This window comes from Shewanella sp. 4t3-1-2LB (assembly GCF_017368415.1).
Classification (GTDB): Bacteria; Pseudomonadota; Gammaproteobacteria; order Enterobacterales; family Shewanellaceae; genus Shewanella; species Shewanella fodinae.
Map to the genome: position 1 here is coordinate 1 of NZ_JAFNJD010000053.1, position 23286 is coordinate 23286.

At 48.3% G+C, this 23286-nt stretch carries 19 protein-coding genes and 4 tRNA genes; 9 read left to right on the top strand and 14 right to left on the bottom strand.

Going from position 1 to position 23286, the window contains the following annotated elements; translation table 11 throughout:
* The first annotated feature begins 266 nt into the window (after positions 1–266).
* Positions 267–2435, top strand: a complete 2169-nt coding sequence (locus tag J3L11_RS16590; protein ID WP_207571692.1) for an OmcA/MtrC family decaheme c-type cytochrome — start codon at positions 267–269, stop codon at positions 2433–2435.
* Between the two features lie 257 nt (positions 2436–2692).
* Here J3L11_RS16590 and J3L11_RS16595 read toward each other — a convergent pair whose 3' ends face one another.
* Both J3L11_RS16595 and J3L11_RS16600 read right to left on the bottom strand, forming a co-directional pair.
* The gene (locus J3L11_RS16595) at positions 2693–3616 is read right to left on the bottom strand and encodes a dienelactone hydrolase family protein (protein WP_207571693.1); all 924 of its coding nucleotides are present in this window, start codon (positions 3614–3616) and stop codon (positions 2693–2695) included.
* 100 nt (positions 3617–3716) lie between these two features.
* On the bottom strand, positions 3717–4631 hold the full coding sequence (locus tag J3L11_RS16600) for a LysR family transcriptional regulator (RefSeq protein WP_207571694.1): 915 nt from the start codon (positions 4629–4631) through the stop codon (positions 3717–3719).
* Between the two features lie 114 nt (positions 4632–4745).
* Here J3L11_RS16600 and J3L11_RS16605 point away from each other — a divergent pair, with 114 nt between their 5' ends.
* From J3L11_RS16605 to fdhF, 3 genes are all read left to right on the top strand, one after another.
* Positions 4746–6026 carry an MFS transporter gene (locus J3L11_RS16605; RefSeq protein ID WP_207571695.1) on the top strand — a complete coding sequence of 427 codons (1281 nt, stop codon included), beginning with the start codon at positions 4746–4748 and terminating at the stop codon, positions 6024–6026.
* 295 nt (positions 6027–6321) lie between these two features.
* Entirely contained in the window at positions 6322–6867 is a 546-nt protein-coding gene (gene hydN, locus J3L11_RS16610; RefSeq protein WP_133039437.1) for an electron transport protein HydN, read from the top strand.
* Positions 6868–6889: 22 nt separating this feature from the next.
* Positions 6890–9064: a formate dehydrogenase subunit alpha gene (fdhF, locus tag J3L11_RS16615; protein ID WP_207571696.1), complete on the top strand. Its 2175-nt coding sequence runs from the start codon at positions 6890–6892 to the stop codon at positions 9062–9064.
* A 357-nt stretch (positions 9065–9421) separates the two neighbouring features.
* Here the strand turns inward: fdhF and J3L11_RS16620 are convergent, their stop codons facing one another.
* A complete protein-coding gene (locus J3L11_RS16620; protein ID WP_207571697.1) occupies positions 9422–10225 on the bottom strand; it encodes a helix-turn-helix transcriptional regulator in 804 nt (267 codons plus the stop codon).
* An 83-nt stretch (positions 10226–10308) separates the two neighbouring features.
* On the opposite strand from J3L11_RS16620, the gene J3L11_RS16625 reads away from it, so the two are divergent.
* The 3 genes from J3L11_RS16625 (at position 10309) to J3L11_RS16635 (ending at position 13286) form a co-directional block, all read left to right on the top strand.
* Positions 10309–11706, top strand: coding sequence for an SLC13 family permease (locus J3L11_RS16625; RefSeq protein WP_207571698.1), 1398 nt, complete (start codon positions 10309–10311; stop codon positions 11704–11706).
* A gap of 274 nt (positions 11707–11980) precedes the next feature.
* Entirely contained in the window at positions 11981–12757 is a 777-nt protein-coding gene (locus tag J3L11_RS16630) for an SDR family oxidoreductase (RefSeq protein WP_207571699.1), read from the top strand.
* A gap of 121 nt (positions 12758–12878) precedes the next feature.
* Complete coding sequence (locus tag J3L11_RS16635; RefSeq protein WP_207571700.1) at positions 12879–13286, top strand: GFA family protein; 408 nt, start codon at positions 12879–12881, stop codon at positions 13284–13286.
* A 91-nt stretch (positions 13287–13377) separates the two neighbouring features.
* On the opposite strand, the gene J3L11_RS16640 is transcribed toward J3L11_RS16635, so the two are convergent.
* From J3L11_RS16640 to J3L11_RS16650, 3 genes are all read right to left on the bottom strand, one after another.
* Complete coding sequence (locus J3L11_RS16640; protein ID WP_207571701.1) at positions 13378–13878, bottom strand: DUF4447 family protein; 501 nt, start codon at positions 13876–13878, stop codon at positions 13378–13380.
* A 44-nt stretch (positions 13879–13922) separates the two neighbouring features.
* A complete protein-coding gene (locus J3L11_RS16645) occupies positions 13923–14327 on the bottom strand; it encodes an SMI1/KNR4 family protein (protein ID WP_189617071.1) in 405 nt (134 codons plus the stop codon).
* Positions 14328–14461: 134 nt separating this feature from the next.
* Positions 14462–16561 (bottom strand): M13-type metalloendopeptidase, encoded by a 2100-nt coding sequence (locus J3L11_RS16650; RefSeq protein ID WP_207571702.1) that lies wholly within the window; start codon positions 16559–16561, stop codon positions 14462–14464.
* A gap of 276 nt (positions 16562–16837) precedes the next feature.
* On the opposite strand from J3L11_RS16650, the gene rsuA reads away from it, so the two are divergent.
* Positions 16838–17533 (top strand): 16S rRNA pseudouridine(516) synthase RsuA, encoded by a 696-nt coding sequence (rsuA, locus tag J3L11_RS16655; RefSeq protein ID WP_347566520.1) that lies wholly within the window; start codon positions 16838–16840, stop codon positions 17531–17533.
* Between the two features lie 3 nt (positions 17534–17536).
* On the opposite strand, the gene J3L11_RS16660 is transcribed toward rsuA, so the two are convergent.
* From J3L11_RS16660 to J3L11_RS16670, 3 genes are read right to left on the bottom strand one after another with little or no spacing between them, the layout of a single operon-like run.
* Complete coding sequence (locus J3L11_RS16660; RefSeq protein WP_207571704.1) at positions 17537–18484, bottom strand: DUF4097 family beta strand repeat-containing protein; 948 nt, start codon at positions 18482–18484, stop codon at positions 17537–17539.
* The gene (locus J3L11_RS16665) at positions 18481–19005 is read right to left on the bottom strand and encodes a hypothetical protein (protein ID WP_207571705.1); all 525 of its coding nucleotides are present in this window, start codon (positions 19003–19005) and stop codon (positions 18481–18483) included. The genes J3L11_RS16660 and J3L11_RS16665 overlap by 4 nt, the downstream gene beginning before the upstream one ends.
* Positions 19002–19472, bottom strand: a complete 471-nt coding sequence (locus J3L11_RS16670) for an RNA polymerase sigma factor (protein ID WP_189617219.1) — start codon at positions 19470–19472, stop codon at positions 19002–19004. The genes J3L11_RS16665 and J3L11_RS16670 overlap by 4 nt, the downstream gene beginning before the upstream one ends.
* A gap of 338 nt (positions 19473–19810) precedes the next feature.
* On the opposite strand from J3L11_RS16670, the gene J3L11_RS16675 reads away from it, so the two are divergent.
* Positions 19811–21673 (top strand): methyl-accepting chemotaxis protein, encoded by a 1863-nt coding sequence (locus J3L11_RS16675; RefSeq protein ID WP_207571706.1) that lies wholly within the window; start codon positions 19811–19813, stop codon positions 21671–21673.
* Between the two features lie 82 nt (positions 21674–21755).
* Here J3L11_RS16675 and J3L11_RS16680 read toward each other — a convergent pair.
* The 5 genes from J3L11_RS16680 to J3L11_RS16700 all read right to left on the bottom strand — a co-directional run bounded on the left by J3L11_RS16680 (position 21756) and on the right by J3L11_RS16700 (position 23262).
* Positions 21756–21842: transfer RNA gene (locus tag J3L11_RS16680), tRNA-Leu, on the bottom strand.
* A gap of 28 nt (positions 21843–21870) precedes the next feature.
* A tRNA-Leu gene (locus J3L11_RS16685) sits at positions 21871–21957 on the bottom strand.
* A 41-nt stretch (positions 21958–21998) separates the two neighbouring features.
* Positions 21999–22085, bottom strand: a tRNA-Leu gene (locus tag J3L11_RS16690).
* A 49-nt stretch (positions 22086–22134) separates the two neighbouring features.
* A tRNA-Phe gene (locus J3L11_RS16695) sits at positions 22135–22210 on the bottom strand.
* Between the two features lie 284 nt (positions 22211–22494).
* A complete protein-coding gene (locus tag J3L11_RS16700) occupies positions 22495–23262 on the bottom strand; it encodes an outer membrane protein assembly factor BamD (RefSeq protein WP_133039447.1) in 768 nt (255 codons plus the stop codon).
* Positions 23263–23286 lie beyond the last annotated feature (24 nt).

The following is a 23286-nucleotide window of genomic DNA, read 5'->3' on the forward strand; positions in this document are numbered from 1 at the left end:
CTGTAATTTACTCCTCACTTCACAATTAGTTATCTGGAAATTAAATATATACTTACAACTAGGTATAGTGTCTATGCGACAGGACAGTGTTCGTTAAAGATGATGCTTAGCTAAATATGTAGGTCGATATCTTATATAGGAAAGCGTACATCGAGATTCAAAGACTATACCGATGATGAACCGGAAATGAATTTGAAAGCAGATGTCAGTCGTTTCTATGCAACATGGTCCTGAGTGTGTGATAAATAAATTAAACAAGGGATGAAGTGATGAAAAATCATAACAAGTCATTGCTAGCACTATTCCTGTTGGGCCTGTTCGGGCTTTCTGCCTGTACATTTGATGGCGACGACGGGAAAGACGGTGTTGATGGCGCACCAGGTACACCAGGTCAAGATGGCCAAGATGGACAAAATGGACAAGATGCTGGTTCAGTTGTCTCCACTATATACAAGGCTGGCGATGTTAGCTTTGAGATCGTTCCTGCCGACAATACTCTGGCAGGTAGTAATGCCTTTGCTTTAAAATTTACTGCAACTGCTAAGAACCAAGCTGGTCAGGAAAAACCTCTGACTGGACTGAACATGGTCTCCATTTATTCAGTGACTGCTATGACCAACGCTACCAGCGATGGTCCATCTGAGTACTGGGTAAACAACGGCGTTGCCGCTGGTAACAGTTCTTCAATGTACTGTACCCTGGATGGTACTTACACTTCTCGTGGTACCACCGGCGATGCCTGTACACTGGTAGAAGATCCTGCTAATCCGGGTACTTATACCGGTACTTGGGCACATGATGGTGCTGCACCTATCATGAACCCAAATGATGATTTGAATGCGCCTCATCGTGTATTCCTGCGTGTTTATAACTTGACTGATGCCGATGGTGTTGCCATTGACGATAAAGTGCTGTCAACACCGCTTGATTACATTCCTGCTACTGGTGCACTGGTAGACAATACCGGTAAAGACACCGTTGCTGATGCCGCTTGTAAGCAGTGTCATGGTGAAAGTGGCACTACAGGTAATCTGGCCAATATCGAAGCGCACCACAACTATCAGAGCGTGAAGAATTGTATTGCATGTCACAACCCTGCAACTCAGCCTACTGCAGAGCAAGCTGCTGAAGGTTGGGTGTATGATTTGCCTGCAATGATCCACCGCATCCATGCTGGTGAGCATCTGGCTGGTTGGGCGGTACAGACTGATGAATGGGCTGAAATCAAATACCCAGCACCTATCTATGAATGTACTGTGTGTCACAGCAATGATGAAGGTAAGACCAGTTGGAAAGATGAACCCACTCGTGTTGCTTGCGGTGGCTGTCACTCCAACATCAATTTCACCACTGGTGCTGGACACTCTGAATTCAATCTGGCTCAAGCCGATGACTCACAGTGTGCGGCCTGCCACTCAACTGGCGCTTTGGCTCCTGTACAGGCTCACAGAGTTGGTAAGCAAGCTGAATACGCTAATCTGCTGACAGTGAAATATACTGGTGCGAGCAAAGTTGCTTCTGTGACTCCTGGTTATCAAGTGGTCACTGTAACCGCTGAGGTATCACTGAATGGTGCGCCTTTGGCTGATGTTGCTGATCTAGCTGCTATCAAGAAATCTGCAGTGTTGCTGGGTAGTATTGATGCCAATGGCGAAGTTCATCGTTGGGGGGTAAGTTTAGCACTGACCAACGGTACACTGGCTTCTGCAGGCGTGCTGTCACTGTCTACTGAAGTGACCGATGCTCAGGCAACCGGCACTATGTATGCGTCAGGCGATATGCAGTATTGCGTGAGCACAGCGGGTAAAGCAGTTAGCTGCTCCGAAACTGATCTGTCATTTGGTGATGACGACTGGATTGGTGCAAACATCACTGTTGGTTTCTTCAACCTTGACGGTGGTACAGTTGTTAAATCCCGTTATGTTGACCCAGACCGTATTACAGTTACCGAAGCCAAGTGTAATGCATGTCACTCTGACATGAACTACATCAAGCGTGGCCACCATGGCGTTCACAATTTTGACCAGTGTATGGATTGCCATAACAACAATTATCCTGGTGCCCACAACGGCTTTGATAATAAAGATCTGGCAACTTCTGTTCACTACTATCACAGTAATGATGTAGTGCCTTATCCTGCACCGGCTACAGATTGTACCGTGTGCCATAAAGATGGTGCCGCGTTGTTTGCTACTGATGGTGGCCTGACTTCTGGCAGACGTGCTATCCAGGTGACTGGCGGTTATATCACTCCGGTTGCTGAGACTTGCCATGCGTGCCACATCTCTGAAGCTGCGGTAGCACACTTCAAGTCTAATGGTGCCTATGTCTTAGATGATGTTGCAACAACTGCCGACTTGCCAGTTGAATCATGCGCTACTTGTCACGCTGAAGGTAAGTCCTTCGGTATCGACAAGTTCCACAAGATGCAATAACCGATTTGCCAGGGACTATGTTCTGACTCGGGCTCCTCTGGGAGCCCATTTTAGAAGCTAAGTTTTCCAAGATAACGTGACTCTAGAGCATTAGTTGTTAGCAGCGTCCCCTGTTCCAGCGATTAAATGCTTGTTGAACGTCACTTATGGTGCGATTCAGGAATAGCGTTTCGGCGGTAAACGGCAATGGTGAATAGTCCTTGGCACCTAATAAAAAACAGCCTTTTGGCTGTTTTTTATTAGGTGATTATCAAGAGCTAGTCAGTGCTTCTAAGCCTGAGATTAAAAAACTGCAAAGTGCGACTCCAAGCGAGTTCAGCCATGGCCTCATTGTAACGAGCAGTAGAGTCATTATGGAAACCGTGGTTCACGTTGGGATACAGGTAGGCCTGATATGTCACTTTGTTGGCCGCGAGGACTTTTTCATAACCAGGCCAACTGGCATTGACTCGGCTGTCCAATTCAGCAAAGTGTAACATTAACGGGCCTTTTACTTGTAATTGCAGTTCTTCCGGCGCTGGTGTGCCATAAAAAGGCACGGCTGCGGCGAGGTCATCGGCAATGGTGGCCGCCAGCATATTGACAATGTAGCCTCCGAAACAGAAACCCACTGCGCCGAGCTTACCGTTACTGGCTGGATGCGATTTGAGATAATGGGCGGCAGCTATAAAATCCTGTTCAATCTTGTGCTGATCCATATTTGCCTGCATCGTTCTGCCTTCATCATCATTCCCGGGATAGCCGCCCAGTGGGTATAAGGCATCGGGGGCAAACGCGATAAAACCACTCTTAGCTAGGCGTCTGACCACATCTTCAATATAGGGGTTTAAACCGCGATTCTCGTGAACAACCAATACTACGGGCAAATGGGATGTTGCTTCGCGTGGCATGACTAAATATCCGCGGCCTTTACCGTGGCCTTTGGCTGAATCAAATGTCTGATAACTCGCCTTGATGGCCGGGTCATTAAAACTGACTTGCTCTGCTAAGGCATAATCAGGCAAAAGTGCTGCCGTCAGTGTTGTCAGGTTGAATCCCAATACCGTCAATCCGGCCAGACGTTGCATAAATTCACGTCTGTCGATCATGCCATGCGCATATTCATCGTACCAATCAAAGGCCGCTTGCGGGATTTCTTGTGAGGACGATGCAGGTTGCGCGGTTTTTGTGTGACTAGACATGGCATGACTCCTTCAAGCGGGTAGAAAATTCCTGTTCTGAAGATCCAGCTTAGGCGAAAATCCCCGCATAGAAAAAGTCAGATGTGTTGTCGCGCTGGATTTATTCCGCCAGCAAGGCTTCTCTGGCGGATTTCTGCTGTCTGACCACCGCTGCAAAATTTAGGGCTGGCTGCGATGGATGCAGACTCGGGTAGGCAACTGCCAGTTCTACTTTGGAAGCGGTATCGCCAATGCTGCGAAACACCACCCCTTTGACACTTAACTGGCGCATCGACTCTGGCACTAGCGAGATCCCCAGTTCGGCAGAAACCATCGACAATATTGACGCAATTTGTGGTGCTGCCTGGCCTTCGATAGGTTCAAATCCGGCGGCCTGGCACACTGCAACTACTGCATCATGCAAACTGACCGCCAATGAGCGCGGCGTCATAATAAACGGCTCTTGTTGCAATGCCAGCATATTGATGGCACTGGTGTCGCGGGCTAATGGGTGCGCCGAGGGCAGGGCAATGACCAACTGCTCGGTCAGAAAATGCTCTATCGTCAGTGTCTTGGGATCGGGGTCTGACGGTCGCAGAATCGCCGCATCCAGCCGGTCGGTTAACATCCCTTGCGCTAACGCCAGCGAATTGGCTTCTTCAATGGTTAGCTCTACCTCGGGATAACGCCGACGAAATTGTCGGATAACCGCCGGGATTGCCGGGTGTAGTGCGGCGGTGCCGGTAACCCCCAAACGTAGCTTTCCGGTTTCGCCTTTAGCGGCTTTCTGGGCGGCTTCTTTTGCCTGACGTATCTGTAGCGGCAACACTTTTACCGCTTCTAAAAATGCAGCACCTGCGTCGGTTAGCTCGGCACCATGGGGCGTGCGATGAAATAACGGGGTGCCCAGTTCATATTCCAGATCTTTAATCTGCTGACTCAGTGGTGGCTGGGCAATATGCAGCTTGGACGCCGCGCGGGTGAAGTTTTTCTCTTCGGCAATCGCCAGAAAGTAGCGGATGTGGCGTAATTCCATTGTTATATCTAAAACATATCAACATGTGATTTATTATATATTAGAACTATCAAACTCTGGTGAATAAAATGGCATCACTTTCACAGCCGTAACGTTAAAGTCGTTATCAATATCATGAATAGTCGTACCCTAACTGTGCCTCATAAGCGCAGTGCTTGCCCCGAAACTGTTGTCAGTGAAGAAATCCCCTCCTATATAAAGCAAGGTTCTAAAGCATACACTCGTGCCGGTATTGCTTTGTTTCTGGCGGGGTTTGCTAGCTTTTCGCTGATTTATTGTGTGCAACCATTGTTGCCGGATTTTGCCAACAGTTTTGGTATCAGCCCCACGCAGAGTTCGCTGGCATTGTCAGTGACAACGGGATTTCTGTCATTTGCCATCGTGTTAGCCGGTGCGTTTTCTCAGGCAATGGGGCGGCGCGGATTGATGTTTTGTTCTATGGCGTTAGCGGCACTATTGAACTGTGTGGTGGCCGTATTGCCTGAATGGCATGGCGTGTTGCTAGCCCGCTCGCTAGAAGGGCTAGTATTGGGTGGTGTTCCCGCCGTGGCAATGGCCTGGTTGGCCGAAGAGATAGACCCAAAAGATTTGGGTAAAGCCATGGGGCTGTACGTTGGCGGGGTGGCATTTGGTGCCATGATGGGCCGAGTCAGCATGGGGTTGCTGACCGAAATTGCCTCTTGGCGTGTAGCCATGGGGGTACTTGGCGCCCTCTGTTTGTTATCTGCCATAGGCTTTTTGCTGTTGTTGCCCGCATCGCGACACTTTGTCAGGAAACCCGGATTGAACCTGAATTATCATCTGCAATCGTGGAAAATGCACTTGCAGGATCTCAAGTTGATCAAGCTGTATGTCATAGGCTTTATGCTGATCAGCATATTTGTCACCTTGTTCAATTATTCAACCTTCCGCTTGACGGCAGAGCCTTACGGCTTTAACCAGACGCAAGTGAGCTTTATCTTTCTGGCATTTGCTTTTGGGATTGTTTCGTCTTCAATGGCGGGCAGTTTGGCCGATCGTTACGGTAGAACACCGTTGTTGATTGCCGCATTTATGCTGATGCTGGCAGGCGCACTGCTAACCTTGATGACACCGATTATCGGAATTATCTGCGGTGTGGCGTTGGTCACCACCGGTTTCTTTGTTGGCCATTCTGTGGCCAGCAGTGCGGTGGGGGCCGCGGCCAAAAGCGCTAAAGGCCATGCATCGTCACTTTATTTACTGTTCTACTATCTGGGGTCGAGTATTTCAGGCTCTGTCGGTGGTTGGTTTTGGCAACATGGTGGTTGGTCGGCGGTGGTAACATTTACCGCCAGTTATGCTGTAGCTGGCTTGCTGTTGATCTATGCTGGTATTTGGCGCGAGAAACACGCCGCTCACAGCCAGGTGCTTTAACTTCTTAGCAGACAGCTCCAGCCGGGGCTGTCTCTCTCCCTTAGCTTATCTGTTGCAAACTCTGGTAGCTGACGCCGTCAGCTACGGCTGTTTTGTGTCCGACACTTTCGACAGTTTTGTCGAAATGACATGACGAAATTGTGGTTTTTAACTAGAATAGTCTGCCACAAAATTTATAACTATTTGTATTTTAACTATAAAAATATTTGGCATGGTTTATGTGTACTAAACCAATGTATGACAAGACGCTTTGCGAGAACAGGGACTTAACGCTTGTATACAACTGGAGAGTACTATGAACAGCTTTATTCTTGCCGATGCTAACAAATGTATTGGCTGCCGTACGTGTGAGGTGGCCTGTGCCGTTGCGCACCGTGCAGACGGGGATGTTACCGCACTCAGTGCGATAAATTTTACCCCGAGGATCCATGTTGTAAAAGGGGCGACTATCAGCACTGCGACGCAATGTCGGCAATGCGAAGATGCCCCTTGCGCCAATGTCTGCCCAAATAATGCCATCCGCCGCGCCCACGGTTTTGTACAGGTACAGCAGGAACGTTGTATCGGTTGCAAAACTTGTGTGGTGGCTTGTCCGTACGGTGCGATGGAAGTGGTGACCTACCCGGTAGTGCGCAACACAGGCGCAGCCGTCAATGTCCTGAGGGAAAGAGCCCAGGCAAACAAATGCGACCTTTGCTACGACCGCCCAGAAGGCCCGGCCTGTATCGAGGTTTGTCCGACCGCGGCGCTCAGATGTGTCGATCGTGACGATTTGGCAATGCTGAGTGCAGATAAACGCAGACGTACCGCACTGGATAACGGTGCAGGGTTCTGTGTTTAGTACTTCTAAAGGTAGAGAAACAATGGAAAAAGTGACAACAGTCTGTCCGTACTGCGGTGCGGGTTGCAAAATGAAACTGGTGGTGGATAACGGCCGTATTATCCGTGCAGAAGCAGCCGCAGGTGCCACCAACCAAAGCGAACTATGTCTTAAAGGTTACTATGGCTGGGATTTCCTCAACGATACTAAACTGCTGACTCCCCGCCTGCGCGAGCCGATGATCCGCCGTGAAAAAGGTGGCCCATTTGAGACAGTATCCTGGGATGAAGTCATCAAATACGTTGCCAAACGTTTTGCCGAAATCAAGGCAAAACACGGCGCCCGCGCCATTATGACCACAGGGTCTTCCCGCGGCACTGGTAATGAAACCAATTATGTGATGCAGAAGTTCACCCGTGCGGTGCTTGGCAGCAATAATGTTGACTGCTGTGCTCGCGTGTGTCACGGCCCGTCTGTTGCCGGGCTACGTGAAACCTTAGGCAATGGTGCCATGAGCGTTTCCATCGAAGATCTGGAACAGGCTAAATGTCTGCTGATCTTTGGTTACAACAGTGCCGATTCTCATCCGATTGTTGCCCGCCGTATTGTGAAGGCCAAACAGAATGGAGCCAAGATCATTGTGTGCGATCCTCGGCGCATTGAAGCCGCCCGTATTGCTGACCAACATCTGCAACTGAACAACGGTTGTAATGTGGTGATGGTCAACGCTTTCATCTATACCCTGCTGGAGGAAAACCTCTACAACAAGGACTATGTCGCAAAATACACCGAAGGTTTCGACAGCTTGTGGAATGTGGTCAAAGACTATGCTCCTGAGAAAGTTGAAGCCATTACCGGCGTCAGTGCCCAAGAAGTTCGCCAGGCAATGCACACCTATGCTTCCTCTCCCTCTTCAGTGATCTGTTGGGGCATGGGGGTTACCCAGTTCGGTCAGGGCACCGAGACAGTTAAGAGCCTGTCCACACTGGCACTGCTCACCGGTAACCTAGGCCGTCATGGTGCGGGTGTGGCTCCTGTACGTGGTCAGAATAATGTGCAGGGTGGCTGCGACATGGGCGTCTTGCCGGACTTATTCCCCGGCTATCAGAAAGTCACCGATGCGGCTGTCCGTGCCAAATTTGCCAAGGCATGGGGTATCGATCCTGAGTCTATGGATAAGGAAGTAGGGGTTCGCATTACAGACGTACCTCATCTGGCGCTAGAAGGTAAGGTCAAAGCCTATTACATCATGGGTGAAGATCCATTGCAGACCGAGGCTGATTTGAGCCTGGTGCGCAAAGGGATAGATGCGCTGGATTTTCTGGTAGTACAGGACATTTTCATGACCAAAACTGCTGAAGCCGCGGATGTGATTCTGCCCGCCACTTCCTGGGGTGAGCACGGTGGGGTATTTACCTGTGCCGACCGTGGGTTCCAACGGTTCGAGAAAGCCATTGAGCCTAAATATAACGTCAAGCGTGATTGGGACATCATTTCATTGATTGCCACTGAAATGGGCTACCCAATGCACTATGACAATAACCAGCAGATTTGGGATGAATTGCGTGAGTTGTGCCCACTGTATTACGGCGTTACTTACGAAAAAATGGGGGAATTCGGCCATATACAGTGGCCTTGTCCAACACTGGATCATCCCGGCACGCCGCTGCTGTATACCGACAACAAATTTGCCACACCTAGCGGCAAAGGGCAGTTGTTTGCAACACACTGGCGCAAACCCGCGGAACTGACCGATGAAGAGTTCCCGCTGGTACTGTGTACCGTGCGCGAAGTGGGGCACTATTCTTGCCGTTCTATGACCGGTAACTGTGCAGCACTGAAAACACTGGCAGACGAACCGGGGCTGGTCAACATCAATCCTGAAGATGCGCTGGCACTCGGCATCAAAGATCAACAACTGGTGTGGGTCGCATCGCGGCGCGGTAAGGTGATCAGCCGCGCTAATGTCAGCGACCGCATCAATCGTGGTGCTGTTTATATGACCTATCAATGGTGGATTGGCGCCTGCAATGAGTTGACCCAGGACAACCTGGATCCCACCTCAAAAACGCCAGAAACCAAGTACTGTGCGGCTAACGTCAGTGCTATCGAGGATCAGACCTGGGCAGAGAATTATGCGGCACAGGTCTACAGCGAGATGAAAGCTCGCTTACGCCATGCTGTGGAGGACGCCAGGCCAGCGGCCGCCACTGCATAAGTAGTATGCAAAACTACATCAACGTCGAAAGTAAAAGGGGCCGGTAACGGTCCCTTTTTTCGTGGGCCACTCTCGTTGCTAAAAACTCCTCGGCTTTATACTGAAAATGGCTACACTCAGAATTCACAGCTTTCTATCCTTGAAAGCCATTCCAGCTTGGCTCTCCCAGCCTCGTGCTAACAAACTTGAAAATTTGTCTTTCACCTTACTCAATCCTCGAGGTTTGTATCTGCCGTGCAGAAAACCCAAATGCTGTAGGACATAGATGTTTAAAACAGTTTGCCTTGATAATTTAGTGACAGTGAAACGTTATATCGCAGCGCCGAGGGAAAACCGGAGATGTCTGTAATTGCACGATTAGTTTTTATGCAAGAGATAATCTTGGGGCGTGCAGCCAAAAAGACGTTTAAAGGCAACAATAAAACTGCTAACGCTCTTGTATCCTAGTTCATGGGCGATCATCGTCGTATTTGAGCCATGGATGACATTATCAAGAGCGTGCATCAATCGAAAACGACTGCGCCATTGGCGATAATTCATACCAGTCTCCGCTTTAAAAAGACGTTCAATAGTTCGTACACTGGCACCAACGTCGTGCGCTAATGTTGATAACGCCAATGATTGTGAAGGGTTATTGACGATATTGCTTATAAGCTTTTTTAAGCGGGGATCGTTGCCCGCTGGGAGATATAGCAGGAACGATTTCATTACGTCCAACTCATCTAATACCACCCAACCTAATCGCTGAATACGGCTTTTACTCATAGAGGCATTGCTTTCCGTGAGTTTCAAAATCAGTTCACGCATCAATGGGCTCATTTCTAGCATGGTGATTGATTTCTCCCCGTCCCGAACAGTGTAACTAGGGTCTACATATATGTTACGCGTTTGCGCTGCCGTCTCTCCACTCACCTGATGGTACACATTTCCAGGGATCCAAACTGCATGAGTCGATGGAACCACCCATACGGCGTTTTCGCTGGTGATACGTAGAATACCTTCCACCGCCCAAAGTAGCTGTCCCCTTGGATGAGCGTGAGGAACAATACCTGATTCTGCTTGCATACTGCGTTTATGGGACAAGACTGGTTGCGACGCATCTAGGATATATGCAACGTCGCTGGGGAACTGCATTGACGTATTGAGAATATCATTTGTCATATTTGGCTATTAACCCGTCATAAACTATCGGATATCTTAAAAACTCATAGATGTTTTGCAACTGCCTAACTGGATCTCACTCTATGGCGAATAAATTTAGCCTAAAAACCTTCCTTGTAGCGTTAACCATCGCTTTTGCAATATTTATTAGTATTTACCCGATTTCTGGCTATTCAGTGACATTTCTGCGTAGTGCCGCAATTGTCATTGTAACGTTGGTCTTGTGGAGTTCAGGATTTCTACCTCCATTTCTTACCGGATTGCTATTTTTCGCCTTTGCAACAGTGTTTAACGTAATTCGGCCAGATCTATTGTTCTCTGGGTTTGGTTCAACGGCGGTGTGGCTCATTATATCCGGGTTCGTCATTGGCTCGGCTATCTCTGTCTCCGGTTTAGGCGAACGGATCGCATCATATATTGCACCTCATATAACAGCCAGTTACCCCCAATTAATCACCGGGCTAGTTGTGACTGCCGTGCTGCTTGGTTTTGTCATGCCATCCTCAGTTGGGCGCGCGGTAGTATTACTCCCCATCGGCATGGCCTTGGCAGATAAAATAGGTTTTGCTAAAGGCAGTAATGGCCGATTAGGGATTGCCACTTCATTGGCAATAGCGTGCAATATGCCGAGTTTTGCCATTTTGCCAGCCAACATTCCCAATATGATCCTTGCTGGCGCGAGTGAGAATTTATTTCACATCCATTTCGGCTATACAGAATATCTCCTGTTGCATTTCCCTGTGTTAGGGATTTTGAAATCAATACTGCTCATATGGATAGTCATTAAGGTGTTCCCTGCTCAAGTTACCCAGTGTGCCCCTTTTGACCAATACCCAGATGAGGAAAACGAGTTAAACAGTCGGCGTCAAAAGCAGGTAGGACTTTTGTTAGGCATAACGTTATTGTTTTGGATGACAGATTCAATACATGGGATCAATCCTGCGTGGGTAGGCCTTGTGGTGGCGATTTTGCTGCTGATGCCCAGATGGGGTGTTGTTGATCCCAAGGCATTTAATAGCGCTATAGATTTCAGTACCGTGGTATTTGTTGCTGCGGCGCTGGGGCTTGGAGCATTAGTCAATGACTCTGGAATAGGAACCTCTATGGGAAAGCTATTCCATTACATTTTACCTGATAGCTCGAACACGCCGTTTTTAAGTTTTATGGCGTTGTCGATGATTTCCACGCTTGTTGGGCTTATTGCGACCATTCCCGGCGTACCTACGGTATTAACGCCAATGGCGGCCGATTTAGCTCAGTCCATAGGTTTTTCTGTCCCCGCGGTACTTATGACACAAGTCGTTGGATTCTCAACAGTAATATTTCCGTATCAAGTTGGGCCATTGATTGTCGCTATGCAATTATCGAGAGAACCTTTACCAAAACTTTTGAGAATAACAATCCCACTTGCTATCGCTACCATCACTATATTGATGCCTCTTGATTATCTGTGGTGGCTCATCATGGGTTGGATTGACTGATAAAGTGGGGCTCACAAGCAACGCTAAGTGCTTGCTCAATATATGTAGACCGCACTGCCATTCCGCTTTTTGTTGTGGATAATGACGTAGCTCTAATTGTTACTTGAGGAAGACTAAGAATCGAACTTTCAGATGAATCGTGGTAAATGTGGTGAATTTGATAACGCAATATAACCAGTGAGTGAGAACAGTGGAAAACCACTCACTGCGTTCTGGGTTCCCGCTGTTTAGCACGTTATGCACCATTTCGAATTCAGCTTTAAGAGGATAGAAAATGAGCAATCAAAAAGTGGCAATTGTGACTGGTGGTGGCCGAGGGATTGGGGCCGCTACCGCAAAAATTTTTGCTCAAAATGGTTACGCCGTATGCATTAACTATAAATCTAATGCTGAGACTGCGAATACGTTAGCTCAAGAAATCAAAGCGTTAGGTGGTCATTGTATTTTACTTCAAGCGGATGTTTCCAAAGAAATTGATGTGCTTCGTATGTTTGAAATTGTCGACCGCGAGCTTGGCGCTATCTCTGTACTTGTAAACAATGCGGGGATATTAAAGCAACAGACGCGCCTAGAGGAAATGAGTGCAGATAGAATCAACTCAATTCTGGTCAATAATGTGACGAGTTACTTCCTGTGCTGCCGTGAAGCGGTAAAACGAATGTCCACTCGTCGTGGTGGTTTGGGCGGTGTCATTGTAAATGTTTCTTCGGGAGCCGCTCGAACAGGCTCACCTAATGAATACATTGATTACGCGGCATCGAAAGGCGCAATCGACACATTAACAAAAGGTCTGTCGCTGGAAGTGGCTGCGGAAGGTATAAGGGTTAATTGTGTACGTCCTGGATTGATTTATACAGATATGCATGCTGACGGGGGCGAGCCTAATCGTATTGACAGGCTAAAGAGTAAAATTCCAATGCAGCGAGGCGGTTTACCTGATGAAGTTGCCGCGGCTATTTATTGGTTAGCCTCTGAAAAATCATCTTTTGCCACGGGGAATTTTTTGGATTTGACAGGTGGTTTGCAGTGCATTGAAATGACCAATGGGTAAAAATTGCTGAGGAGACCAGAAGTCTAGAAGTATCGATAAATAGACATCTGATAGTGTTGGGTTTGGGACAAATTTTCTAAATCTACTGTGTCGCGAACGCTATATGCTGTAAGGAGAGTTTATGCTGACAAATATCAAAGAAGTTGATGGCGTGCAGATTAAACCAAAACACAGAGCAACTTGCCATTGTGGCGCGGTTGAGTTGGAACTGTCACTCCCCGATGGATTAGTTGATGTAAGACGTTGTGATTGTTCGTTTTGTCGCCGCCGAGGCGCCATTGTTGCGTCGGTGCCACTTGCTGGTATCCATATCCTTAAAGGTCATGAGTACCTAAAGCTCTATCAATTTAATACCAAAACGGCAAAGCATTATTTTTGTGCTAACTGCGGTATTTATACACACCATCAGCGCCGCTCAAATCCGTCGCAATATGGTTTCAACGTGGCTTGCCTTGAAGGCATTAATCCGCTCAAGATGGGAGATGTTCCGATCGTTGATGGTGTTAATCACCCCGCAGATCGCAAGTGATCCCGCGCAATCATGACATTCGTTGCTGATGATGACATGACTATACAAACGATCGGTTAATATTACGGCGCAGATAACCGCGCCGCTGTGGTTATGACAGTTGGCTGGCAGCCCATTTTGCCCGGCTTTCGCGGCTCTCGCCAAGTCCAGCTTGTTCGCGGAAGGCTTTGTAGGAATCAACGTCCAGCGGCACTAGGGCGATCTCAACCTCCAGCACCAGCTTACACTCTTTTTTGATGCGCCAGGCGGCGGTGGTGTAGAGTTCAGTCAGTGGTAATGAACTGAGAAATTCTGGGTTGTATTGGGTATATATTGCTTGCGATGGATATACCACAAAGGCCAGTCTTCGCTTCGGTTCCTTCTTGAACATTGCTTCAATGCCATCACAGGTATTGAGTACCTGCATTTCAATGATGTCATCAATATCCAGTAACTGTTTTTGTGCCAATTCCGTGATGGGTTGGCTGCCATCCTCCCATTGCTTGAGGGTTTCAACGCTAACTTTCAGCAGTTGTGCGGCAAGTGCTTCATCCAGGCCAAGCGACCAACGTAAAGCGCGAAATTCAATAGGATTCAGCGGGTAAGCAGACATAAATAGGTTCCGTGAGTAGGATTAACAGGCGTGGTAACTTGGGATTAACTTGGCAGCCATACTTCTTCGGCCCAGTGCCAGAATGATTCCCAGTAGTCATCTTCATCTAGGTGACCGTCTTCCCAGAAATACACCAGTCCCTCTTCATCCATGCAGTAAAAACTGTCGCCTAGCTGGCAGATGGGCACCAGATAACGAGGTAAGCCGATGGACCAGGCATAGGCGGCAACTTCCGGCAGATAGGTATGCGAATGCGGGTCGACTGCGGTAACCGGTTCTAGGCTACCAACGATAACATTGCTGACTTCTAGCAGATATTCTTTAAGATCGGCGGGCAACGGCAACAGTAGCTGTTCTTCCACATCGACAATATCGTCAAATTCAGGCAACTCTAAAGGAACGGGAACTGGCTGATTCAATTGCTGAAGTTGTTCAATAATGTCATGCATGGCACATCTCCAAAGCGACATAAAACCGAGGCGGCAATGCTGCGAGAGTATAGCGGCTTACTGTCTCGGCACAAGGGCATCTGAGTCAAAAAATAAGGCACCCGCAGGTGCCCTATGTTACTGAACTGGTCTACTTACCAGATTTTCACGCGGTTAGCGGGTTCCAGATACATGGCATCACCCGGTTTTACATCAAAGGTGGCATAGAACTGCGGCATGTTTTCCAGTGAACCAATAGCGCGGAACTTGGCCGGTGAGTGTGGATCAGTGGCTACGCGGTTACGCAGCGCTTCCTCTTTCACTTTGGCACGCCAGATTTGCGCAAAACCGATAAAGAAACGTTGATCGCCACTCAGACCATCAATCACAGGCGCTTCTTTGCCTTCCAGTGACTTTTTATAGGCTTTATAAGCAATGGTTACGCCTGACAGGTCACCAATGTTTTCACCCAAGGTCAGCTCGCCATTGACGTGCAGATCTGGGAATACATAGTAACCGTTGTATTGGGCTACCAGTGCTTTGGTCTTAGCATGGAACGCATCCAAATCTTTCTGGGTCCACCAGTCGCGCATGTTGCCGTCACCATCAAACTTGGCGCCTTGGTCATCAAATCCATGACCCATTTCATGACCAATCACTGCGCCGATACCGCCGTAGTTAACCGCATCGTCAGCTTCCATGTTAAAGAATGGAGGTTGCAGAATTGCGGCCGGGAACACGATTTCATTCATGGTCGGGTTATAGTAGGCGTTCACAGTTTGTGGCGTCATATGCCACTCGTCGCGATCGATGGGGCTGTTCAGTTTTTTCAGATCTTTCTGATGTTCAACTTCGCCAGCGCGCATTTCGTCACCCACTAGATCGGTAGCGCTGATGGTCAGTTGGCTATAATCTTCCCATTTGTTGGGATAGCCAATTTTTGGATTAAATTTTGCCAGTTTGGCTTTGGCTGCTGCTTTGGTTTCTGGTGTCATCCAGTCCAGTTCATCTACGCTATCAGCATAAGCTTGGCGCAGATTTTCAACCAGTTGCTCCATGCGTGCTTTGGCTTCTGGAGTAAAGTGACGCTTCACATACACCTTGCCAACCACTTCGCCCAACAGGCTGTTGACCTTGCTAACGCCACGCTTCCAGCGCGGTTGCTGTTCTTCCTGACCGTTGAGAATGCGGGAATAGAAATCAAAGTTCTCATTATCAAATGCTTCACCCAGATCACCGGCAAAGCTGGTGAGCAGATGCCATCGCAGATAGGTTTTCCAAGTAGCCAGATCTGTGTCATTGATGATTTTGGCCAGACCAGTGACATAGCTTGGTTGGTTGATGATGATGTCAGCCTGCTTATCGGCACCTAATGCAGTCAGATAGGCATTCCAGTCAACGCCGGGGGCCAGTTCTGCTAAGTCTTTCAGTGCATATTTATTATAGGTTTTGGTGCTGTCGCGGCTAGCAACCACGTCCCAGTGGTCCTTAGCGATCGCGGTTTCCAGCTTCATAATCGCTTCTGCGCTCTTACGTGGTTGTTCAAAACCAGCCAGCTTAAACATCTTGCGCATGTGTTCCACAAACGCTTCACGGATTTTTACAAAACGTTCCGCATCGTTAAAGTAGTAATCTTTTTCTGGCAGACTCAAGCCATATTGCCAGATGTGAGTGGCATAACGAGTGGAATCTTTGGCATCAACATCCACATAAAATGCCATTGGCGTACCGCCACCGATGATCTGGCTGCTGCCAAAATAGGCCATCAGCTGATCTTTGTTACCGATAGCATCAATTTTTGCTAGCTCGGGTTTCAATGGGTCGATACCCAGTTGGTTGAGGGTGGTGGTGTCCATAAAGGCGCGATACAGATCGGCGACTTTTTGCTCGTCTGTGCCCGCTTTCAGATCTTTCTGAGCGGCAACTTCTTCAATAATAGCTTTAATGTCGTCACGGGATTTTTCGCGCAAATCATAGAATGCGCCAGTGCTGGTACGGTCAGCTGGGATTTCAGTATTCTTGATCCAGGTGCCGTTGACATAACTGTAGAAATCGTCTTGTGGACGTACAGACTTATCGAAGTTGGCAAAATCGATACCGGAACCCAGTGCTTTGGAGACTGCAGCGGCAGTGGCGGTTTGAGTTGTCTGTGGTTTAGCTGCTTCTGCAGTCTTGGTCTCAGTCTGTTTGTCATTACAAGCGGCCAGACCGGCAATCATGGTGGCACATAAGCCGCCAATGAGGATTTTTCTCATATGGATTCCTTTCACTCTCAGTCGTTGGAGTGCTCAATAGGTGTCGGTATGCCGACATAGTTATTACCGCACACCATAGCAAGGCTGATGGTCGCAGCGTGACGGATTATGTTAAAGCTTGTTTACACATACTCTCAAGCCACTGCGCAGAGTAATACGCGGGTGATGTGTAAGCAAAATTTACATACGGGCGTTAGTCACAACACAATATCGCTTGGTAGCTCATCGGCGATCACCGATAATGGCCGCGTTTCAGTAGTCATAAGGACAGTAAAAGTGCGGCTTGATAAATTCATCTGTGATGCCACCGGATTGACCCGAACTCTGGCAAAGAAAGCGTTGCATCGCGGCGATGTGGCGGTAGATGCCGTGTTGGTGAAAGATGCGGGTTTCAAGGTGGCGTCGGGGATGGAAGTGACGTTGGCGGGGGAGCCGTTGACGTTGCCGGGGACTCGTTATCTGATGCTGAATAAGCCGCAAGATACGCTATGTTCCACTATCGATGAATATTATCCGTCAGTGCTTAGCTTGCTGGATATACCGCGGGCGGATCTGTTGCACATCGCCGGGCGTTTGGACGCTGATACCACGGGGTTGGTGCTGCTGACGGATGATGGACAGTGGTCACATTGTGTGACATCTCCTAAGAAAACCTGCGGTAAACGTTACCGGGTACAGTTAGCTGAACCGCTGATTGATACGGCTGAGGCACAGTTTGCCGCCGGGGTGCAATTGCATGGTGAGTTTGAGCTGACACTTCCTGCGGTATTGCAAAGGTTGTCGGCAACTGAAGTGTTACTGACCATCTGCGAAGGTAAGTACCATCAGGTGAAGCGCATGTTCGCGGCAGTCGGTAATAAAGTGTTGGGGTTACATCGGGAAGCGGTGGGTGAGATTGAGCTAGATCCTGATTTGGCACCGGGTGAATGGCGTGCGCTGACAGAGGCAGAAATAGCCTCTGTCAGACGCTAATCATTACTGCTGTTTTACCTTAATATCGCCACTAATAGTGGTGATATTCACATCAGCCTTGCCTGATCCAGTCTGAAACTTCAGCACTTCGCTACGCATATATTTGGTGGTAACTGGTTTGGCATCCGTCAGCTCGTTATGAATTTTGCCTCCAGGACCGCCATTAATGTTGAATTCCGCATCGGGCATGCCATCAAATATCAGATCGATATCGGCATTGACACTATCCAGTTGCGCCTTGGTTTCCAACGATTTCAACCTGACAGTCAAATCACCACTGACACTGCGCAGGTTGAGACTATCGACTTGCTGTAATTGTAGTTTCGCCGAGCCCGATACCAGATCCGCAGCAATTTTGTTGGCTTGACTGTCGGCAGTCAAATCGCCACTGACCAGCCGATAGCTGATGGTGCCGCTGCTGCCTTCATCATCGATATCCCCAGAAACCGTTTCCAGCCGGATATTGCCACTGTTATTGCGGACAGTGATATTGCCAGAAACGGTCTTTACGGTCAGTTCTCCCTGTAGCGCATTGCTTTTGATATCACCGCTGATATTGCCGGTGGTCACCTCACCATTGATGCTGTCCAATGCATAATTGGTTGATACGCCTTTTATTTTGACAATCACTTTCGTGGGCAGATAGATCTGCAGATTTGAGCCTTTCTCTTCATGGCTGGAGTAGCTGATTGGCATCTTGTCTTCAATCACAAAGCTACCGCCATACTGAGCGAATATGAGTCCTTGACTAAGATCATCCAAGCTACCCTTGATGGCGACTTCCGCTTTGTCCCAGCCATGGACTTTTACATCCCCGCGCTGAATGCGGATGTCCAGTTTACTGCCGGGAGTTAACTGGGCACTCTTGTCTACTTGCTCCGCTGCCATCCCCCAAGGACTGGTGAAAATGGCTAAGGTGAGTAGCGTTAAAGCGACGTAAGACTGTTTCATATGCGGGTTCCTTTTTTCTCTGCGTACATTTTTTCCGGCAGTTGCTGGCCTTGAGTCAGTAATTCGATTTCTCGTTGCTGTGCCCAGATCCAGAGTTGCCACAACTGTTGGTCTTTGGGGTCTTTTTGTAGTGCCTGATATATCTGATCTGAGGCGGTGCGCAGTTCATCAACGCCACGGCTTAATGGCGCTGTCAGGCTGGCATGTTGCCACTGGTTAAAATGACTGTTTTTTTCAATGAAATTCACCTGTTGTTCATGCTGTTGCCGCAGTTGTGCCATCATTGCCAGCATTTGCGGGTCACTGACGGCTTGTTGCTCAGAAAACCACAAGCGATAGCCAAACCCACCTAGTAACAGTAGACTGCAGGCAACGGCAAACTGCTTCCACGAGCTGTGCCAGCCGCGGTGACGGACTGGTGCCGTGTCTAGACGGCGGGCGATTGCTGGCCACAAATCGTGTTGCGGTGATAGCTCTTTTGGCAACTGTTCAATCATCTCATCAAGTGACGGCTTGCTCATGACAACATCTCCTTAAGCAATGCTTTCGCTCTGTGATACTGTGCTTTGCTGGTGCCTGCCGTGGTGTGCATCAGCGCGGCTATCTCTTCATGGCTGTAGCCTTCGATGGCAAACAGCACAAAAACAATCCTTGCTCTTTCTGGTAACTGCATAATCTTTTTATCCAGTAACGAGGTGTCTGGGATTTCTGTGCCATCACTGCATGTTTCGGCACTACCGTCGGATAGTGGCAGAAATCGCGCCCAGAAACTGCGATGTTTTTTTAGACTGGTCAGCGCTTGGTTAACGCTAAGACTATGCAACCAGGTGCTGAACTTACTGTCACCACGGAACTGATCAAGTTTTTCCCATAGCCGGATAAAGCAATCTTGTGTTATCTCTTCCGCTAGCGAGGATTGGCCAGCTAAACGCAGACATAATGCGTATACCCGTTGGTGGTGCAGGCGGTAGATTTCAGCAAATGCCATCTTGTCACCTAGACGCGCACGCTGGATTAGCTGCCTTTCTGTCTCATCCACAGTGAAAACTGCTGTCAGTTCCCCATTGCTTCTGGCATCCACGGCACTTCCTTGCTCGTTATTGTTAAAAGTTACTTATATGACATTGTGGCGTTAGCAAAAGGTTTGAATGATGACGTAATTTTTTTGGCAAAACATTAAAAGTAGTAAAAAGCGGATTATCATCATGTGTATGCAAGTTAGCCCGTCAAGTCGATAAGATTGTGTTGATTACCTAGCACTGTTGGTGCAGGTGAACTACTTTTCAGTTAGTCAGTTGTTAATCTGCCCTAGGAGAGCTTTTCGCTATGCTGATCCGTAATAAATTGTTGTTAAGCGCAGCGTTGTCTGTTGGCTCACTGATTATCATCTTCATCATAAAGGAATATTCCGGTGTGGTGCAGGAGCAGCTTTCTCAAGGGCAGCAGCTAGTGCTGCAGTTAGAAAATAAAGTGCTTACCCTACGTAAACACGAAAAGGACTTTTTTAGTCGACTGGACATGAAATATGTTGAGCTGCATCAGCAAACTGAAAAAAGCCTGTTACCAGTGGCGGAACAATTGCGTGTTATTTCCAAGCAACATGACATAGACACCACTGCGGTTGCGACCTTAGATAGTGCCGTTAACCGCTACTCCAAACTGTTCAGTGATGTGGTGACGTTACAACAACAAATAGGGCTTACACCAACCTCAGGTTTGTACGGTAAATTGCGTGATGCTGTCCATAATGTGGAAAGCCTAGTTAAGCAACATAATAACGCACCGTTGCTGGTGATGATGTTGCAGTTGCGACGCAATGAAAAGGATTTTATGTTGCGGCGGGAAATGAAATATGTCGATACCTTTAAAGGCAACTTCACGGCATTTCAGCAGACACTGGCAGATTCAGCGTTAAGCGCTGATGTCCAATCCCAGATAGCCAAATTAATGGATGAGTATCGTAGTTCATTTCTGGCATTAGTGGAGGCTGAACAGCAAATGGGGTTGGACGAAAAATCCGGCAAAATGGCGGAGCTGAGAAGTGCGGTTGCGGCGACAGAAGACGCTTCCTCACAGCTTTTGGCACAGACGCAGGCACGTATTGACGCCGAGAAGCAAAGTACCTTTTGGTGGGGCGTGATCTGTTTCTCCTTTATTATTGTGGCGGTGTCCTGGGCCACCTGGTTGATTATTCGCAGTATTATGCGACCAGTGGAGAGCATTACTAAAACCATTACTGAGATAGAACAACATAAAGATTTGTCATTACGCTGCACCGCTCACAGCAATGATGAATTAGCGTTAATTGGCAACTCGTTTAACAATATGGTGGCGAGTTTCCAGCAGGTTATTCGACAGGTGATGGCGGCGACCAATACTATGAGTGGTGCCAGTCATGAACTGGCCGAAAATGCCATACAAGCATCTGAAAGTGTGAGTCGTCAGTTGCAAGAAACCGATCAGGTAGCAACGGCTGTCACTGAAATGGGGACGACGATTGACGGTATTGCTAAAAACACCGAGGAGGCGGCCGCAAAGGCAGAATCTACTCACCTCAATGCTGAAAAAGGTCGTCAGGAAGTAGAAGAAAGCATTCGCCAGATCCAAGCCTTGGCCAGTCAGCTTAATCAGTCAGCTGAGGTAGTGCAGCAGTTAGAAGTAGACAGTCATACCATAGGTAATGTGCTGTCAGTGATCCGTGGAATTGCGGAGCAAACCAACCTGTTGGCGCTAAATGCCGCGATTGAGGCGGCTCGGGCTGGTGATCAAGGCCGTGGTTTTGCGGTGGTAGCTGATGAAGTGCGCAGTTTAGCCATGCGTACTCAGGAATCTACTGCAGAGATAGCTGGGATTATCACCACATTACAAAATCGGACTCAGAGTATTGTCAATGCGATGGAACTCAGCCAGCGGCAGGGCAGTGATAGCGCACAACAGGCAGCCAATGCTGGCAGCTTATTGGGTAAGATCACTGACGATGTGACAGACATCATGGATATGAATACTCAGATAGCGGCCGCTATTGAGGAGCAGAGCACTGTCGCCGCAGAGGTCAATCGTAATGTGATTGCTATTCGGGATATTGCTGAATTATCAGCTCAGGCAGCGGAAGCCAATGCCACTGCTTCCGAAGAGGTGCGGGAAAAGGTAAATGAACTACAACAGGTGGTCGGACAATTTCGCGTGTGATTGACGGAACTATGAACCAATTTTGCCAGCGGATGGCAAAATTCAGGCACAAAAAAACCTCGTTAAACGAGGTTTTAAATATTGGTACAGGTGAGAAGACTTGAACTTCCACGCCCGTAAGGGCACCAGCACCTGAAGCTGGCGTGTCTACCAATTCCACCACACCTGCACGACATATTTTATTGTTCACTCTGAATTGGTACAGGTGAGAAGACTTGAACTTCCACGCCCGTAAGGGCACCAGCACCTGAAGCTGGCGTGTCTACCAATTCCACCACACCTGCACATCACAGAGTGAATTTCAGCATAACTCAATTTTCGTAGTTGGTACAGGTGAGAAGACTTGAACTTCCACGCCCGTAAGGGCACCAGCACCTGAAGCTGGCGTGTCTACCAATTCCACCACACCTGCACTGTACGGCTACGTATTTCTAGTTAGCTGAACACCTTGAAAATCAAGGTGGTGCCCGAACCCGGAATCGAACCAGGGACACGCGGATTTTCAATCCGCTGCTCTACCGACTGAGCTATTCGGGCAACGGCGTGCATTAAACGGCTTTTGCCGATTTGAGTCAACAATTTTCTATTAAATATTTCAAAACATCGCGCATTTGAGCAAGTTTTATCCGTAACCTCAGATATTACTCAGCGATCGCTTGAAAACCGCACTATTACAGGGTTCGCTGGTAATGCCCATGCAGCCAAATGGTCACTCGCTGGCGGTTCAGTGGGGAAAGTTTCGACAGAATCTGCCACTTGCTGGAAAAACGATTCGAAAGTGCGAAACAACGAAGCCCCACAAGGGGCTTCGTGTCAAAAAATCAATCCTGTTTCAACATTTCGTTGTCGGGGTAATTGGCTTTCATCACCATCAATACGTGCTGCTTTAACTCATTCTGACCTAATTTCCCATAGGCTTCAGCCATGATTGCTAACGCCTGCTCCACGTAAGGTGTGTCAGAGTAACTTTCTAAGACTGTCTGAGCGCGCACTGCCGCAGCACTCCAAGCATCCATTTTTACATAATACTCGGCAACTTTGATGGCATAACTGGCCAGACGGTTTTTCAGATACTGCATGCGCTGCCGAGCATCGGCGGCATATTTGCTGTCAGGATAGGCTTTCAGCAATTTGGCGAAATCCTTGAAAGCGTCTTTGGCATTCTGTGGATCGCGGTCAGTGCGGTCTATATGCAGCAACTCGTGCAGCATATAACTGTCGGCTTGCATATTCACCAGACCGCGCATGTAGGTCACATAATCCGCGTCCGGGTGAGTTGGGTTCAATTTCAGAAATCTGTCAATATTGGCGATAGCATTAGCAGTATCCGCCTGCTTGTAGTATGCGTAGATAAGATCCAACTGAACCTGGGTTTTGTAGGGGCCGAAGGGATATTTGGAATCCAGCGCTTCAAGGGTCTTCACGGCCTTAGAGAAGTTGCCCAATTCCATAGAGTTACGCGCCTGAGAGTAGAGTTCTTCCGGAGACTGCTTCCCGGCAAGTAATTCCTCTTCGTCGGGTTTGCTGCTACAGGCTACAATAGCCAGTGAAAAAAAGGCTACCGCAGCGCCTTTGACAAATTTATGCATACTTGAATCAGGTTCTTTTTTGAA

Coding starts and splice junctions, on each gene's coding strand:
- J3L11_RS16700 (WP_133039447.1), bottom strand. CDS start 23,262: ATGCATAAATTTGTCAAAGGCGCTGCGGTAGCCTTTTTTTCACTGGCT.
- J3L11_RS16650 (WP_207571702.1), bottom strand. CDS start 16,561: ATGAGAAAAATCCTCATTGGCGGCTTATGTGCCACCATGATTGCCGGT.
- J3L11_RS16635 (WP_207571700.1), top strand. CDS start 12,879: ATGCTGACAAATATCAAAGAAGTTGATGGCGTGCAGATTAAACCAAAA.
- J3L11_RS16595 (WP_207571693.1), bottom strand. CDS start 3,616: ATGTCTAGTCACACAAAAACCGCGCAACCTGCATCGTCCTCACAAGAA.
- J3L11_RS16600 (WP_207571694.1), bottom strand. CDS start 4,631: ATGGAATTACGCCACATCCGCTACTTTCTGGCGATTGCCGAAGAGAAA.
- J3L11_RS16640 (WP_207571701.1), bottom strand. CDS start 13,878: ATGTCTGCTTACCCGCTGAATCCTATTGAATTTCGCGCTTTACGTTGG.
- hydN (WP_133039437.1), top strand. CDS start 6,322: ATGAACAGCTTTATTCTTGCCGATGCTAACAAATGTATTGGCTGCCGT.
- J3L11_RS16670 (WP_189617219.1), bottom strand. CDS start 19,472: ATGGCATTTGCTGAAATCTACCGCCTGCACCACCAACGGGTATACGCA.
- J3L11_RS16675 (WP_207571706.1), top strand. CDS start 19,811: ATGCTGATCCGTAATAAATTGTTGTTAAGCGCAGCGTTGTCTGTTGGC.
- J3L11_RS16625 (WP_207571698.1), top strand. CDS start 10,309: ATGGCGAATAAATTTAGCCTAAAAACCTTCCTTGTAGCGTTAACCATC.
- J3L11_RS16605 (WP_207571695.1), top strand. CDS start 4,746: ATGAATAGTCGTACCCTAACTGTGCCTCATAAGCGCAGTGCTTGCCCC.
- J3L11_RS16630 (WP_207571699.1), top strand. CDS start 11,981: ATGAGCAATCAAAAAGTGGCAATTGTGACTGGTGGTGGCCGAGGGATT.
- J3L11_RS16620 (WP_207571697.1), bottom strand. CDS start 10,225: ATGACAAATGATATTCTCAATACGTCAATGCAGTTCCCCAGCGACGTT.
- J3L11_RS16665 (WP_207571705.1), bottom strand. CDS start 19,005: ATGAGCAAGCCGTCACTTGATGAGATGATTGAACAGTTGCCAAAAGAG.
- fdhF (WP_207571696.1), top strand. CDS start 6,890: ATGGAAAAAGTGACAACAGTCTGTCCGTACTGCGGTGCGGGTTGCAAA.
- J3L11_RS16645 (WP_189617071.1), bottom strand. CDS start 14,327: ATGCATGACATTATTGAACAACTTCAGCAATTGAATCAGCCAGTTCCC.
- J3L11_RS16660 (WP_207571704.1), bottom strand. CDS start 18,484: ATGAAACAGTCTTACGTCGCTTTAACGCTACTCACCTTAGCCATTTTC.